This window comes from Cupriavidus taiwanensis (assembly GCF_900250075.1).
GTDB classification, from domain to species: domain Bacteria; phylum Pseudomonadota; class Gammaproteobacteria; order Burkholderiales; family Burkholderiaceae; genus Cupriavidus; species Cupriavidus taiwanensis_C.
In genome coordinates this window covers 2,038,023-2,051,488 of record NZ_LT977071.1, presented here as the reverse complement: position 1 = coordinate 2,051,488, position 13,466 = coordinate 2,038,023, and the positions used below count along the sequence as shown (strand labels likewise).

The 13,466-nt window shown below is 67.7% G+C and carries 15 protein-coding genes; 5 read left to right on the top strand and 10 right to left on the bottom strand.

The window, feature by feature from the left end; genetic code table 11:
- Positions 1 to 42 precede the first annotated feature (42 nt).
- A complete protein-coding gene (locus CBM2588_RS25650; RefSeq protein ID WP_115683098.1) occupies positions 43 to 1,170 on the top strand; it encodes an AGE family epimerase/isomerase in 1,128 nt (375 codons plus the stop codon).
- A 148-nt stretch (positions 1,171 to 1,318) separates the two neighbouring features.
- On the opposite strand, the gene CBM2588_RS25645 is transcribed toward CBM2588_RS25650, so the two are convergent.
- The 5 genes from CBM2588_RS25645 to CBM2588_RS25625 all read right to left on the bottom strand — a co-directional run bounded on the left by CBM2588_RS25645 (position 1,319) and on the right by CBM2588_RS25625 (position 4,269).
- Entirely contained in the window at positions 1,319 to 1,558 is a 240-nt protein-coding gene (locus tag CBM2588_RS25645; RefSeq protein WP_115683097.1) for a hypothetical protein, read from the bottom strand.
- A gap of 110 nt (positions 1,559 to 1,668) precedes the next feature.
- Positions 1,669 to 2,037, bottom strand: a complete 369-nt coding sequence (locus CBM2588_RS25640) for a hypothetical protein (RefSeq protein ID WP_062803234.1) — start codon at positions 2,035 to 2,037, stop codon at positions 1,669 to 1,671.
- A gap of 57 nt (positions 2,038 to 2,094) precedes the next feature.
- The gene (locus CBM2588_RS25635; protein WP_115683096.1) at positions 2,095 to 2,787 is read right to left on the bottom strand and encodes an alpha/beta hydrolase; all 693 of its coding nucleotides are present in this window, start codon (positions 2,785 to 2,787) and stop codon (positions 2,095 to 2,097) included.
- Positions 2,788 to 2,907: 120 nt separating this feature from the next.
- On the bottom strand, positions 2,908 to 3,192 hold the full coding sequence (locus CBM2588_RS25630) for a hypothetical protein (protein ID WP_115683095.1): 285 nt from the start codon (positions 3,190 to 3,192) through the stop codon (positions 2,908 to 2,910).
- A 150-nt stretch (positions 3,193 to 3,342) separates the two neighbouring features.
- Entirely contained in the window at positions 3,343 to 4,269 is a 927-nt protein-coding gene (locus CBM2588_RS25625) for an alpha/beta hydrolase (RefSeq protein ID WP_115683094.1), read from the bottom strand.
- Between the two features lie 337 nt (positions 4,270 to 4,606).
- Here CBM2588_RS25625 and CBM2588_RS25620 point away from each other — a divergent pair, with 337 nt between their 5' ends.
- The 4 genes from CBM2588_RS25620 to CBM2588_RS25605 all read left to right on the top strand — a co-directional run bounded on the left by CBM2588_RS25620 (position 4,607) and on the right by CBM2588_RS25605 (position 7,641).
- Positions 4,607 to 4,993, top strand: a complete 387-nt coding sequence (locus CBM2588_RS25620; protein ID WP_115683093.1) for a hypothetical protein — start codon at positions 4,607 to 4,609, stop codon at positions 4,991 to 4,993.
- Positions 4,994 to 5,264: 271 nt separating this feature from the next.
- The gene (locus tag CBM2588_RS25615) at positions 5,265 to 5,831 is read left to right on the top strand and encodes a TetR/AcrR family transcriptional regulator (RefSeq protein WP_062803230.1); all 567 of its coding nucleotides are present in this window, start codon (positions 5,265 to 5,267) and stop codon (positions 5,829 to 5,831) included.
- Between the two features lie 393 nt (positions 5,832 to 6,224).
- Positions 6,225 to 6,845 carry a copper resistance protein CopQ gene (locus CBM2588_RS25610; RefSeq protein WP_115683092.1) on the top strand — a complete coding sequence of 207 codons (621 nt, stop codon included), beginning with the start codon at positions 6,225 to 6,227 and terminating at the stop codon, positions 6,843 to 6,845.
- Positions 6,846 to 7,053: 208 nt separating this feature from the next.
- On the top strand, positions 7,054 to 7,641 hold the full coding sequence (locus CBM2588_RS25605) for a TetR/AcrR family transcriptional regulator (protein ID WP_115683091.1): 588 nt from the start codon (positions 7,054 to 7,056) through the stop codon (positions 7,639 to 7,641).
- Here CBM2588_RS25605 and CBM2588_RS25600 read toward each other — a convergent pair.
- From CBM2588_RS25600 to CBM2588_RS25580, 5 genes are all read right to left on the bottom strand, one after another.
- A complete protein-coding gene (locus tag CBM2588_RS25600; RefSeq protein WP_115683090.1) occupies positions 7,627 to 8,379 on the bottom strand; it encodes an alpha/beta fold hydrolase in 753 nt (250 codons plus the stop codon). The two genes, CBM2588_RS25605 and CBM2588_RS25600, sit on opposite strands and share 15 nt — an antisense overlap.
- Complete coding sequence (locus tag CBM2588_RS25595) at positions 8,376 to 9,395, bottom strand: M14 family zinc carboxypeptidase (protein WP_115683089.1); 1,020 nt, start codon at positions 9,393 to 9,395, stop codon at positions 8,376 to 8,378. Before CBM2588_RS25595 ends, CBM2588_RS25600 begins: the two co-directional genes overlap by 4 nt.
- A gap of 3 nt (positions 9,396 to 9,398) precedes the next feature.
- A complete protein-coding gene (locus tag CBM2588_RS25590; protein ID WP_115683088.1) occupies positions 9,399 to 10,100 on the bottom strand; it encodes an HAD family hydrolase in 702 nt (233 codons plus the stop codon).
- Positions 10,101 to 10,249: 149 nt separating this feature from the next.
- Complete coding sequence (locus CBM2588_RS25585; RefSeq protein ID WP_115683731.1) at positions 10,250 to 11,137, bottom strand: LysR substrate-binding domain-containing protein; 888 nt, start codon at positions 11,135 to 11,137, stop codon at positions 10,250 to 10,252.
- 157 nt (positions 11,138 to 11,294) lie between these two features.
- Complete coding sequence (locus tag CBM2588_RS25580) at positions 11,295 to 13,451, bottom strand: phosphocholine-specific phospholipase C (protein WP_115683087.1); 2,157 nt, start codon at positions 13,449 to 13,451, stop codon at positions 11,295 to 11,297.
- Positions 13,452 to 13,466 lie beyond the last annotated feature (15 nt).

The window sequence follows — 13,466 nt, the reverse complement described above, 5'->3', positions numbered from 1 at the left end:
GGCCTTTGCGGCAATCGCCGCGCCGGATCTTGTCGCCTGAACATGCCTCTCTCGCCCGAGCTCAACCAACGGATCGCCGCCCTGACGGCACATTACGATGCCGTCGTGCTGCAGCTGTGGACCGCCTCCGGCTGGAATCCCGACCTGCTGCTGCCCTATGAAGCGCTCGACGGCGCCAGCGCCGCGCCGCTGCCGCCGTCGCGCTATCGCGCCATGGCGTGTGCGCGCCAGCTGTACGTGTTCTCGCTGGCGGGCCAGCAGGGGCATGCCGATACCCTGTTCGGCTCGTTGCAGGCCTACTTCGGCAATGGAGAGGGCGCGTGGCTCTACAGTGTCGACCCCGCCGGCGCGCCGCTCGACAGCACACGCGACCTCTATACCCATGCCTTCGTGATCTTTGCCTGCGCCGCGTATTACGCGCGCTTCGGCAACGCGGATGCGCTGGAGGTGCTCGATGAAACCGTCGATATCGTCGAGGATCGCTTCGCCGACGGACAAGGCCTGTACCACGCCGCACTGACCGAACACTTCCGGCCCAAGGGGGCGGGCGTGCTGCAGAACCCGGTCATGCACTTGACCGAGGCCTACCTGGCAGCGCTGGATGCTACCGGCGACGAGTGGTATGCGGAACGGCTGCGCGAGATTGCGATGGCGGTGCACGAGTGTTTTGTCGATACCGCCAGCGGCTGCGTGGCGGAGCTGCCGCAAGGCAGCGCGGATAACCGCATCGAACCGGGGCACCAGTTCGAATGGTTTTCGCTGGTGGCCGGAAGGCCCGCGCTGTTTGGCGATCTGCCGCTATCCGATGCCCTGCGCCGCGCTTTCGCGTTCGCGCAGCAGCATGGCGTGGCGGCGGGCACGCTGGGCGTCTGCGCCGCGCTGGATGCGGGCGGCGCGCGGATCGACGGCACCGAGCGCATCTGGGCGCAGACCGAGTTCGCGCGCGCGCTGGCAGTGGAAGGCTCGGCGCAGTCGCTGGCTACGCTGGCAGACTGGGCCGCGCAGTTCCGCAACCGTTTCCTGTCCGCGCAAGGCTGGCATGAGTGCCTGGCGCCGACCGGCGACGTGGTGCGTGCGGAGATGCCCTCGACCTCGCCCTATCACCTGGCGACGTCTTACCAGGCGCTGGCCACGCTGTCAGGGTCGCAGTGGCCTGCACAGGGTGCATGACCGCACGGACCAAATCGTTGTCAATTCTTTGCAGTTGCCGGGAAAGCGCGCGTCTACACTCAAGCCCGCGCTCCGGCCTGCATCGCAATCCTTCTTAACTACCTGGTCGTCGTTCTGAAGCTGCGGACCGGGGCGCGCCTGGCTTGGCTCAGCGGGCGCTGGCCTGCTGCAGTGATTCGTGCCGTGCCGGCTGGAGTCGTTGCGAAGGCGAGGGGGCATTGGCCTGGATCAGGCCAGCGCCGGCCGGCTTGATGCGGACAGCCATTTGCTCGACGCGCTTCTGCGCCTGGGTCTCGGCGTGGTCGTTCAGGATCAGGCACAGCAGCGTCAGCAAGGCTGCCGCGATCATGCTCAGCGCAATCCAGGCCAGGCAGTGCTTGCGTTCCATGGTGGCGGACAGTGGGGCGTCATTGGTGCGCGAAGTTTAAGCGCGCGTACGCCGGGCGATTGTCAACCTTTGCAAACGCAGCCGCTTTGCAGGCCTTCCGGCCGTCGTCCTTATTCCGTGACGCCGTGCTCGTGCAGCAGCCGCTCGCATTCCTCGAGCATGTCGTAGGCGAACGCGGACTGATAGTTGGGGTCTAGCGCTTCCATCATCTCGTGCGCGGCATAGAGGCCGGCTTCGCGCGACAGGGTCTCGGCGAGCTGCCGCGCAAACTGGTCGCTCAGTTCGGACAGCAGGCGCCGTTCCGACAGCGGCAACTGCAGCTTGGAGCGCGACAGCCATTCGCCGGCCAGCGTGGCGCCCTGGGCATCGGTCATCCACTTGCGGTGTTCGTAGTAGGCCGACAGGCGTTCCGCGGCCAGCGCGAACAGCAGCGCCTTGCGGGTATTGAAATCGATCCGGCGGGGTGGGGCGAGGGTCATGCTTGCAGCTGGGTGCGAACCGGCTCGGCGGGCCGGCCGTGGTCATGTCGAAGGCGGTCAGGCGGGCGCGGCACCGGCCTGCGCAAAGCGCGAAGCCAGCCAGGCGCCGATCTCGGCAATCTCTTCCAGGCAGACCGCATGGCCCATCGGATAGGTGTGCCAAGTCACCGGATTCGGCCGTGCCTGCACGAAATCCCGCGCGGCCACGCCCATGGCCAAAGGCACCACGTCGTCCTGCGTGCCATGGGCGGCGAACACCGGCGTGGCCGCGTTGGCCGGGTTGGCTTCGGCAGCGAGCGTCGACGGTGCGGGGATGTAGGTGGACAGCGCAACGATGCCGGCAAGCGGCTCCGCGTGGGTCAGTCCGGCGGTGTAGGCGATGGCGCCGCCTTGCGAGAAGCCGGCCAGCACGATGCGCCCGGTCGGGATGCCGCGCGCATTTTCTCGTGCGATCAGCGCGCGGATGGCCTCGCAGGATGCGCGGATGCCGGCCTCGTCGGCGCGGCGGCCGGCCTGGTCCAGGGAAACGATGTCATACCATGCCGGCATGACATAGCCGCCATTGCAGGTCACCGGTATTGCCGGCGCATGCGGGAAGATAAAGCGTACGCCCGGCGCGGCCGGCAGCCGCAACTCGGGCACCACCGGGGCGAAGTCGCTGCCATCGGCGCCCAGTCCGTGCATCCAGATGACGGCGCAGCCGGGATTGGGCGCGGTTTCAATTTCGATCGCGGGCAGCAGTTCGCTCATGGGGCCAGTTCCTGTGGGTGATCTGCCTGCGCCATGGGGGCGTCAGGCAGCGCGAGTATCGCACAGGTCCGGACCTGCCTTGCCGCATGCCCTGACACGCGCCGCGGCATGGGGCCCGCTTCAGGCCGCGGACGGAACGATCGGCACCGTGGTCAGGCCGGGCGTGCGCGCCGGCAGCTCGGGCATGGCGGGCGGTGTGGCGCGGCGCTTGTCGACCACGTCTTCGACGCCCTTGGCCGCGACATCTTCCAGGAACGCCACCATGTCGCGGTAGTAGGCGACCTGCATCTGTGCCTCGAGCATGCGCCGTTCGGCCTGGAATAGCGTCAGCCTCATGTCTTGCAGTTCCCTTTCGGCGATTTTTTCCGGGGTCGGCGGACTGAACAAGTTTGCAAGCCAACGCATGGCAGTACCTCCAGTGCTGTCAACAGCGAGTTTGCGGGCTTTCGCCATGAGGACAAATATAGACAAGAAATCGCGACAGCGTCCCTCGGACACTTGGCCGTGGCGCCTCGCCCACAAGGATGATTGCCGCTTGCGGGACTCTACGTTAGATTAATCGGCCATGATGTGCCCCTCATCACGCGCTTGCTGCAATGGCGCTTCGGAGCCGGTTGCCTGTGCCTGCATGAAGCGCAGGATCGGCGGCCAGAAGGTGTCGATATGCTGCGGCAATATGGCCGCATCGTGCGGCATGGCCTCGTGCATGACCAGCGCATGCAGATGCCTGGCAGCGCTTGCCACGCGTTCCGCATGGGGCGGCACGATGACCACGTCGTCACGGCTGTGCACCACCAGCAGCGGCCGTTCCAGCTTGCTCGCACGCGCCGCGTTGTTCCACGGATCCGGCAGCAGCCACGCAGCCCATGCGGGAATGCGCCCGGTCTGCACCGCGGCCAGCCGCGCCGAGCTGAAGCCAGCGGCTATCACATAGCCATCCGGCTGCGGATCGAAACGCCGCGCCACATCGAGCAGGATGCCCGATCCCAGCGAATGTCCCAGCACCACGCGCCTTTTTGATAGCGGCGTGGCGGCGATGAACTGTCCATAGGCAACCAGTGCATCCTGCCGCAGCCGGCGCACGCTTGGCCGCCCGGTGCTGCGCCCATAGCCGCTGTAGTCGAACACATAGGAAGCGATGCCCGCATCGGCCAGCATGGCCTGCACCGGCGCCCAGTCCGGCAGGCATTCGTTGTCGCCATGGCACACCATCAGGGCCGGTGCCTCGGGGTCTGGCACCGGCATGAAGGCCGCGTGGAGGATGCGTTCGCCGCTGGCGAAGGTGGCGTGCCGCACCATAGGGGCTGAATTGTCGGGTGGCTCCGCGCGGCTTGTCTCATCCGTCGGCGTGACAAAGGCTTTGCGCTCCAGCGCACGAAACAGCAGATGCCGCGCGACCCCGGCCGCCACGGCCATGCCTGCTGCCGCGGCCAGCCAGCGGTGCCGCGCGGTTTGAGACGGGGGGCGGGGGTCAGGGTTCATCTTCTTCAGGCTAGCAGGCCCGACTCCGCAAGTGAAGAATTGTTCATTCAGAAGCGCTTTTCCGTGACGGGTGCGGGGCGGCTATTCCTTCGATAGAAATCTTTTTCCTTGACTATCTACCTATCAGTAGATAGCATTCAGTCCATGGCACCGCTGCACCGCCAAAGACAGCAAGAAGGCGCGGGAAGTGGCGATTCCATTGCATGACCCGAGCGGTCATTTTTTCAGGCCCGGAAGTCTATCTACTAGTAGATGCGAGCCTGGAAAGCGACCCATTGAATCGCCACCAACACCGAATTTGACGCGATCCCGAACCATCGCACCCCAGGAGCCCATCATGACCAAGACCGCCAAGACCCTGATCACCGCCGCCACCCTTGCCGCCGCGCTCGTCGGCGGTGTGGCGCAGGCCGCCAGCGTGAACGCCAACGCCGGCGACAAGTACGGCTACAGCTACCGCGTCGGCAACGCCGATGCCTTTACCGACGGTGCCCGCACCGGCAAGTTCGACCCGTTCACGGAAGGCGCGCGCAGCGGCAAGTTCGATCCGTTCACCGAAGGCGCCCGCGTCGGCAAGACCGACCCGTACACGGACGGCTTCCGCACCGTGGCTGGCCTGGACCGCATCGGCGTCTCGGCCGAGCCGGCCCGCAGCTTCGACCCGTACACGGACGGTGCGCGCGTCGGCAAGGCTGATCCCTACACTGACGGCGCCCTGGCCTGATTGCCGCCGGCATCGGCCGGCGGCCCACAACTTACGATGGCGGCCCGTGGCCGCCGTCCGATGGAGTCCATCATGAGTTTGCGTGACAGCATCCTGTTGCTTGGCGGATGGCTGGTACTTTGCGTGACGAGTGGCTCGATGATTACCTTCGCCGCGCAGGTCCTGCCTGGCTAACGCCCATGTAGTGCACTGTGCCCCGAGGCTAGGGAATTACCCCAGCCCCGGGGCATTTCAACTTGAGCGTCTATCTTCGCGTAGATAAACTGCTTGCATGAAAACCCAATCCGTACGCGAGCAATTGCTCGAGCACACCCTGATCCTGATCCGGCGGCGCGGCTTCAATGGCTTCAGCTACCGCGACCTGGCGGAACTGGTGGGCGTGAAGACCTCCAGCATCCACTATTACTTTCCGACCAAGGAAGACCTGGTCCAGGAAGCGGTGAAGGAATACAGCGCCCGCCTGGCCGAGCGCATCAACGCCATCGATACGACGCTGCCGGTCACCGAGCAGGCGGCCATCTACCTGGCGCCATTTCGCGCCAGCTGCGGCTCGGACCAGATCTGCCTGTGCGGCATGCTGTCGACCGAGACGCTGTGCCTGCCGGAATCCGTGCACAAGATGCTGCAGGGCTTCTTCCTGCTGAACGAACAATGGCTGGCCGGGCTGCTGGAGCGGGCCCAGCCCCATCGCAGCACGCCGTTCCCGGTGCCGCCGGCGCGGCTGGCACAGGTGGTATTCGGCTCACTGCAGAGCGGGCTGATCGCGGCGCGCCTGTTCGGCACGTCGGACCGCGTCGAGGCTGCCGCCGACACCCTGATGGCTGCCGTATCGGGTTGATTTTGCGCGCGATATCAGTGGCGCGACTGAAACCGTCATGGGGTGCAAGCCGCATGGCGGTTTTTTTGTTTGCCCTCGCGCGCCGGCGGATACTCGGAATACCGCTTCATAATCAAGAGCTTAGGGCGTCATGGATGGTGGCTATCGCAGTCATAGAAATGTTTTTCCTTGACTCTCTACCTAGTAGTAGATAGTATCAAGGCCATGGAAGCGCTGCACCGCCACCGACAAGCAAGACCAGGCGGAACGCAGGGTCCCATTGCACGACCGGAAGCGGTCATTTTTTTGAGACCGGTTATCTATCTACTGATAGATGCGGAATCGAAGAAGGACTGCAACAGCCACTGATACCGAATTTGACGCGATCCGAATCATCGCACCCAGGAGCCCATCATGACCAAGACCACCAAGACCCTGATCACCGCCGCCACCCTTGTCGCCGCGCTCGCGGGCGGTGTGGCGCAGGCCGCCAGCGTGAACGCCAACGCCGGCGACAAGTACGGTTACAGCTATCGCGTCGGCAACGCCGATGCCTTTACCGACGGGGCCCGCACCGGCAACTTCGACCCGTTCACGGAAGGCGCGCGCAGCGGCAAGTTCGATCCGTTCACCGAAGGCGCACGCGTCGGCAAGACCGACCCGTACACCGATGGCGCGCGCACGGTCGCGGCTGCGGTGCCGGCCGACAGCTATGGCTACAACTACCGCAGCGGCAAGGCCGACCCGTTCACCGACGGTGCCCGCGTGGGCAAGCCCGACCCGTACACCGACGGCGCCCGCACGGTAGCCGGCCTGGATCGCAGCGGCGTGTCGGCGGCGCCGGCCCGCAGTTTCGACCCGTACACGGACGGTGCACGCGTGGGCAAGGCTGACCCGTACACCGACGGCGCCCGCACGGTTGCCGGCCTGGATCGCAGCAACGTGTCGGCCGAGCCGGCCCGCAGCTTCGACCCGTACACCGACGGTGCACGCGTGGGCAAGGCTGATCCCTACACCGACGGCGCCATCGCCTGAGAGCCGGCCGGCCTGGCGCCGGCCATCGACAAATACCGGGCCGCCATGGTGCGGCCCCGCTTCAGGAGTAGATCATGCGTTGGCGTGACACTGCGCTGATCCTGGGCGGATGGGTTGGACTTTGCCTTGCAAGCGGGTCCCTCATCACGCTGATCGCACAAACGCTGCCGGCCTGAATGGCCCGGCGGCAAGCCGAGGAGTCGATGCCATGACTACCCCAACCGTACGCGAGCAACTGGTCGAACACGCGCTGGTGCTGATCCGCCGCCGGGGGTTCAACGGTTTCAGCTACCGCGACCTGGCCGAGCTGGTCGGCGTCAAAACCTCGAGCATCCACTATTACTTTCCGTCCAAGGACGACCTGGTGCTCGAAGCGGTGCGCGAATACAGCGCGCGCAAGCGGGCAAGGCTGCAGGCCATCGATACCAGCCTGCCGTGCGCCGAGCAGGCGCGGCAATACCTGCAGCCGCTGCGCGACGGCGCCTGCACCGACCAGGCCTGCGTGGTGGGGATGCTGTCGGCCGACGTGCTGGCCATGCCTGACACCGTGCGCGCCGCGATGCAGGACTTTACCCGCCTTAACGAGCAATGGCTGGCGCGCCTGCTTGAACAGGCCGCCGCCCGGGGCGCGGCGCCGTTCTCGCTGCCGCCGCAACAGTTGGCGCAGGTGGTATTCGGCGCCCTGCAGAACGGGCTGATCAGCGCGCGGCTGTTCGGTACGTGGGATCGCGCAGATGCCGCGGCGGCGCTGCTGGTCAGCGCCATGCCAGTGGAAGAGGCGCTAGCCGAAGCGTGATCCGGCGCGTGCGACCGCATCGCATACCCATTGCGGGTCGTCGTGCGGCAGGTCGTGGCCGGCCCAGTGGTGGGTCAGCAAGGGCACGTCCCAGGCCTGCGCGATGCGCGCCGAACAGGCCGGGTTGACCAGGCGGTCTGCCGCCGAGGCCAGCAGCAGTACCGGACAGCACGGCGGCTCGGCCGGCGCGCAGTAGCGCGCGGCGGCCAGCAATTGCGCCAGCGCGGCCTGCCGACTGACCGGTGCATCCGCCGCGATGGCCTGCCACTGCGCAACATCGGCGGCCTGCGTGTCGGTGCGCGCGCAGGTGATGGCGTGGATGGTCCGCTCGCAATACGCGCGATCCCGCCAGCGCTGCGCCACGCGCAGCAGCCTGCCCCAATTGCGCGGACGCAGGCGTTGCACCGGCGTGCAGAAAGGCCGCATGCTGGTGTTGACCAGCACCAGGCCGCTCACTTCCTCCGGATACGCGCTCGCCCACTCGGTCGCAGCCATCGCCCCCAGCGACATGGCCAGCACGCGGTACGGTCCTGGCGCGCCGGCGGCGGTCAGCTGGCGCCGCACCGCCGTCACCATCTCGCGCACGCTCCACGGCGCGGGCTGCGCCGACAGCGCGCCATTGCCGGGCAGGTCAGGCAAGAGCGGGCGTCCCAGCCCGGCAGCCTCCCAGCGCGCCGGCAGCGTTCCCCAGTGACGCGATTCGCGCGTCAGTCCCCGCAAGAATACCCATCGGCTCATGGCGGCTCCGTGTGCCAGTGCGCGCGTGCCTGCCGCAGCAGTTCGTCGCGCTGCGCGCCGCGGGGCAGCCAGCGGTCCGACGCAAAGGCGATGCGGCCCAGAAAGTCGAACAGGCTGACATGCCGGCGCAGCACGCGCGCGGTGCGGTGCGCCTTGATCGGGTTGAAGATGCCCTCGCGCGAGAACAGCTGGCGCGGGTTTTTCTTGATCCACAGCCACGAGCCCAGCTCCAGCGTCATCGGCAGGAACAGGTTGCCGCGCGGGGCCAGGTCATAGGCATGGTCCCACAGGTCGCCGTGCAGCAGGTACTGGTGGCTCTGCGGCTCGAAGGTATAGCCATGATGCGGGTGGGCCTGCTCGAACAGGGTCTTGAGCAGGTACATCTCGGCCAGGTGCGGCATCGGCCGGCGCGTGCGCGCGTACGGAAACCAGATGCTGTCGCGCCAGCCGTAGCCGGAATGGCAATCCACCGCAAAGCTGAGCGGGCGCGGCAGCAGTTCCTGCCGGACCACGCGCAGCAGGGCGCTGCTTTCGAGCTCCATCGGCGCGCCGGCGGCGCCCCGGTACCACGGCAGCCAGGCGCCGATGCGCTGCCCGCCGGCCAGGAAGGGCACGCGCGCGTCGGCATCCTGCGGGCCGTTGCGCATCAGGTCTACACCGTTGGGGTTGGCGCGCGTGCCGGCCCACATGCCGCCGGGGTTGACGATGGGCATGAACACCAGCCGCACCGATTGCAGTTCGCGGTGCAGCAGTTCGTCCCAGGCGAGGCGGGACAGCACCGAGCGCAGGTAATCCAGCACCAGCTGCGTGCCGATGCGCTCCAGCCCGTGAATGCCGCCGAAGATGCCGATGGCCGGCGCAAGCGGGTCGCGGCTGCCGAGCGTGGCGACATGCACGCCAAAGCGGTGGCCCTGGACGGTGGTTTCGCACACCACCTGCGTATCGAGCACGTGGCTCCCGGCATCCAGCAAAGTCCGCAACTGGTCATATTCCGGGAAGTCGGCGCGCGGGTGCATGGGTCAGGCGGCCGGCACGCCTGCCGCCGCGAACAGCTGCATGACCGGCCAGCCACGCGCCCCGGCTGCGTCGCGCAGCGTCGGGTCGGGATTGACCGCGACCGGGTGGCCGACGCTTTCCAGCAGGGGCAGGTCGTTGCGCGAGTCGCTGTAGAAGGTGGCGTTGGCCAGTTCCGCGTGCGCAAGGCCAAGCGTATCGAGCCACGCCAGCACGCGCAGCACCTTGCCCGGCCCGTAGGCAGGCACCCCGGCCAGCGCGCCGGTGAATTCGCCGTGCACGTCGTGTTCGGCCTCTACCGCCAGCAGGTGCGGCACGCCCAGCTCGCGCGCGATCGGCTCGGTGATGAAGCGGCAGGTGGCGGTGACGATGCAGCACAGGTCGCCGGCACCGAGATGGCCGGCCAGCAGGTCGCGCGTGGCGGGCGGAATGGCTGGCACGATCACGTCGCGCATGAAGTCGGCGCGCCATTGCGTCAGGCGCTGGCGCGGATGGCGTGCCAGCAGGCCCAGCGCAAAGCGCGCATGGGCGGCGAAATCGAGGCGCCCGGCCTGGTAGGCGGCCAGCCAGCGCGCGTTGTGCGCGTCGATCTCGGCCGCGTCGGCGCCGCCGACGGCGACCAGGTAGCGCGCCCATTCGTACTCGCTGTCCAGCGGCAGCAGGGTGTGGTCCAGGTCGAACAGGGCGAGGCGAGGTGCGGCAGGCATGCGGGAGGGCTCCGTAGGCGAAACCGCCAAGCTTGGCGCGGCGCGGTGACCGCGCGGTGATGAAGGACCGAAGTTTTCCGATGCCGGCATCGGCGGCTGCAACGCGGCAGGCCTGGGCGCTTTTTCCACCATGCGTTGCTTCAGTTGCTTCAGGCAGCCTGGACCGTGGCGGCCGGCTGGTCCAGCGCCACGCAATCCAGGAAGGCGCCGACCAGCCGCGTCTGCCGCCGGCTCTGCAGGCAGTACAGGTATTCATGCAGCACCGGCGCGCCCGACGCAAACGGTACCACGCGCAGCAACGGGTCGCGCGGCACCTCGCCCAGCGGCACCACGCTGGCGCCCAGGCCCTGGCGGATCGCCTCGTAGATGGCCTCGCGGCTGCCGATCACCGTGTGCGGCGGCAATTCCAGCCCGCAGGCCGCCAGCGCGGTTTCGATCGTCTTGCGGGTCATCGAGCCGTGCTCGCGCACCAGCAGGTGGTAGCCGCGCAACTGCGGCAGGTCGATCTGCGCCAGCCGCGCCAGCGCATGGTCGGGATGGACCACCAGCACCATCGGGTCGCTCGCCAGCCGGATGCAGGCCAGGCGGTCATCGTCGACCGGATGCGAGGACACCGCCGCGTCGATGCGGTACTCGAACAGCGCTTCGAGCATCTGTTGCGAGTTGCCGATATCCAGGCTCACTTCGATCGCCGGGTAGCGCTGCCGGAACGCCGCCACCGCGCGCAGGATGTAATACGGCCCGGTGGCGCCGATGCGCAGGTTGCCAAAGCGCAGGTTGCCCGCGTTGCGCAACAGGTAGTCGGCATTGCTTTCCTGCTGCATCAGTTGCTCGACCACCGGCATCAGGGCCACGCCCACGTCGCTCAGGTCGACGCGGCTGGCGCGGCGATGGAACAGCTCCACCCCGTAGCTTTCCTCGAGCTGGCGGATGCGTCCCGTGACCGTGGGCTGGCTCACGCGCAACTGCCGCGCCGCCATGGTGATGCTGCCCTGGCGCGCCACTTCGAAAAAGGTCATCAGCAGGTCGCCTAGCATGATCATCCGCGCGGAGTTGGGGGGAAGGGTCCGGACCGGGCCGGACGACCGCGCAGTCTAGCGGCCCAATATGACAAAACGGCTACGCCCGCCCGGGCCGGTCCGCTTGGGACCGGCCGGGGCGGGGCCTGGTGTTGTGCCGGGTCGACGGGTTGCGTCAGCCGGCCGCGCCCATCGCCGGATCCGACACGCCGTCCTTGCCGGTTTCGATGCGCCCGGCAAAGCGGCGCGTAAAGCCGCCTTGCGCGGTGGTGACGGTGAAGTCGTACCAGTTGCCCTGGCGCGCCACCGGCCAGTGCTGCTGCAGCTGCATGCCGGCCGGCACCTCATAGGTCCACGGGCCGTCCGTGCGGTAGGCGTTGGCCTGGACCGTGAAGGTGCACGGAGCGCTGCCGGTGTTGATCATGTCCACGTACACCGCGGCGTTGGCGATGTCATAGCAGACCCGGATCTCCGGCGCGCTGGCTCCGGCCGCGGTCACCGCCGCCACGTCGCCGCGGAAGGCGCGGTGGAAGCCGTTCGGGCCCAGCACCCACAAGTCGTACTTGCCGCCGTCGCTGGCAAAGACGTCCCAGCTGCCATGCAGCTCCTTGCCGGGCTCGACCATATAGCGGCGCGGCACGCGGTCCAGGTGCAGCCGGTCGTAGACGTGGAACACCGCGGCCGCCGTGCCGGTGTTGCTGAACAGCAGCCACACCGCGCGCTGGTCGCGGGCGTCTTCGCGCGCGCTGACGTGCAATTCATAGGGCAGGGCGCGCGACGGGCGCGTGCCGGGGTCCTGCTGGGGCATCTGCTGGCTGCCGGCCGGAGGCAGCGGCACCTGCGGCAGCACGCCTTGCGCGGTGCGAATGGCGTCGGCGCTGGCCTTGTCGCGGCTGGGCAGCTCCGGCAGGGGGTTGGTGTTGGGACTGACGAAATTGAAGGCCGAGGTCAGGTCGCCCGCCACCGCGCGACGGAAGCCGCTGATATTGGGCTCCGCCACGCCGAAGCGCGCTTCCAGGAAGCGCAGCACCGAGGTGTGGTCGAACACCTGCGAGTTGACCCAGCCGCCGCGGCTCCAGGGCGAGACCACGTACATCGGCACGCGCGGGCCGGGACCGTAGGGGCGCTTGTCGACGTGGTACTCCGGCTTGAGCTGAGCCGGGTCGAGGGTGGTGGCGCCGGCCAGCGTGTCGCCGTCATAGGCCGGCGCGCACGGCGGCGGCAGGTGGTCGAAATAGCCGTCGTTCTCGTCGAAGTTGATCAGCAGCACGGTCTTGCTCCAGACCGCGGGATTGGCGGTCAGGGCGTCGAGCACTTCCTGCGTGTACCAGGCGCCCTGCACCGGGCTGGACGGTCCGGGATGCTCCGAATACGTGGCCGGCGCCACGATCCACGACACCTGCGGCAGCTTGCCCGCGGCGATATCGTCGCGCAGCGCCTGCAGGAAGCCGCCGTCGGGCATGGTGTTGGCCACGCCCTTGAGCAGCGGGCTGACCGCGTCATCGGCGCTGGTGTACGGCGGATACGGGCTGCCGTTGGCCTGGTTGCCGCGCGCGGCATTGGCGTCGCGATATTGCTTGAAGCCCGCGAGCGGGTTGTCGGTGAAGTTGTCCGGCATGTTCTGGTAGACCTTCCAGCTCACGCCGGCGGTTTCCAGCCGCTCCGGGTAGGTCTTCCAGGTGTAGGGCGTGTTGGAGCCCGTGAACGAGTCGCCGCTGTTGTCGATCACCGGGCCGCCGAAGTCACCGGCCGCATCGTTGGTGCCGGTCCAGTGGAACAGGCGGTTGGGGTTGGTGCCGCCATGGAAGCTGCAATGATAGGCGTCGCACAGCGTGAAGGCATTGGCCAGCGCCACCTGGAAATCCAGTTCGGCCTCGGTGTAGTAGCCCATCGACTGCGTCTGCTTGTAGGTGGGCCACTTGTTCATGCGGCCGAGGTCCCACGCGTTCTGCGCGTCCGGATAGGAGTGCGGGGTGCCGCTGACGCGCTGCGCATTGCCGGCGCTGCTGTCCAGGTGGTAGGGCAGCACGGTGCGGGTGGTGCTGCCGTTGGTATAGGTCTGCTGCCAGACGTTCAGGCCGCCCGCCAGCGGGATCGGGAAGCGGTCGCCAAAGCCGCGCACGCCGCGCAGCGTGCCGAAGTAGTTGTCGAACGAGCGGTTCTCCTGCATCAGGATGACCACGTGCTCGACGTCGCGGATGGTGCCGGTGGCGTTGTTGGCCGGGATCGCCAGCGCGCGGCGGATCGATGGCGGGAAGGCCGCCAGCGCGGCGGTGGCGGCGGCGCTGCCGCCGGCGAGCTTGAGGAAGTTGCGTCTGCTTTGGAGGTTCATTGGATTCGTGCCGGA

What these genes read in the sequence shown, in the direction of transcription:
- CBM2588_RS25615 (WP_062803230.1), top strand. Translation starts at nt 5,265, where the DNA reads ATGAAAACCCAATCCGTACGCGAGCAATTGCTCGAGCACACCCTGATC.
- CBM2588_RS25595 (WP_115683089.1), bottom strand. Translation starts at nt 9,395, where the DNA reads ATGCACCCGCGCGCCGACTTCCCGGAATATGACCAGTTGCGGACTTTG.
- CBM2588_RS25650 (WP_115683098.1), top strand. Translation starts at nt 43, where the DNA reads ATGCCTCTCTCGCCCGAGCTCAACCAACGGATCGCCGCCCTGACGGCA.
- CBM2588_RS25610 (WP_115683092.1), top strand. Translation starts at nt 6,225, where the DNA reads ATGACCAAGACCACCAAGACCCTGATCACCGCCGCCACCCTTGTCGCC.
- CBM2588_RS25580 (WP_115683087.1), bottom strand. Translation starts at nt 13,451, where the DNA reads ATGAACCTCCAAAGCAGACGCAACTTCCTCAAGCTCGCCGGCGGCAGC.
- CBM2588_RS25590 (WP_115683088.1), bottom strand. Translation starts at nt 10,100, where the DNA reads ATGCCTGCCGCACCTCGCCTCGCCCTGTTCGACCTGGACCACACCCTG.
- CBM2588_RS25640 (WP_062803234.1), bottom strand. Translation starts at nt 2,037, where the DNA reads ATGACCCTCGCCCCACCCCGCCGGATCGATTTCAATACCCGCAAGGCG.
- CBM2588_RS25600 (WP_115683090.1), bottom strand. Translation starts at nt 8,379, where the DNA reads ATGAGCCGATGGGTATTCTTGCGGGGACTGACGCGCGAATCGCGTCAC.
- CBM2588_RS25620 (WP_115683093.1), top strand. Translation starts at nt 4,607, where the DNA reads ATGACCAAGACCGCCAAGACCCTGATCACCGCCGCCACCCTTGCCGCC.
- CBM2588_RS25630 (WP_115683095.1), bottom strand. Translation starts at nt 3,192, where the DNA reads ATGCGTTGGCTTGCAAACTTGTTCAGTCCGCCGACCCCGGAAAAAATC.
- CBM2588_RS25635 (WP_115683096.1), bottom strand. Translation starts at nt 2,787, where the DNA reads ATGAGCGAACTGCTGCCCGCGATCGAAATTGAAACCGCGCCCAATCCC.
- CBM2588_RS25625 (WP_115683094.1), bottom strand. Translation starts at nt 4,269, where the DNA reads ATGAACCCTGACCCCCGCCCCCCGTCTCAAACCGCGCGGCACCGCTGG.
- CBM2588_RS25645 (WP_115683097.1), bottom strand. Translation starts at nt 1,558, where the DNA reads ATGGAACGCAAGCACTGCCTGGCCTGGATTGCGCTGAGCATGATCGCG.
- CBM2588_RS25605 (WP_115683091.1), top strand. Translation starts at nt 7,054, where the DNA reads ATGACTACCCCAACCGTACGCGAGCAACTGGTCGAACACGCGCTGGTG.
- CBM2588_RS25585 (WP_115683731.1), bottom strand. Translation starts at nt 11,137, where the DNA reads ATGCTAGGCGACCTGCTGATGACCTTTTTCGAAGTGGCGCGCCAGGGC.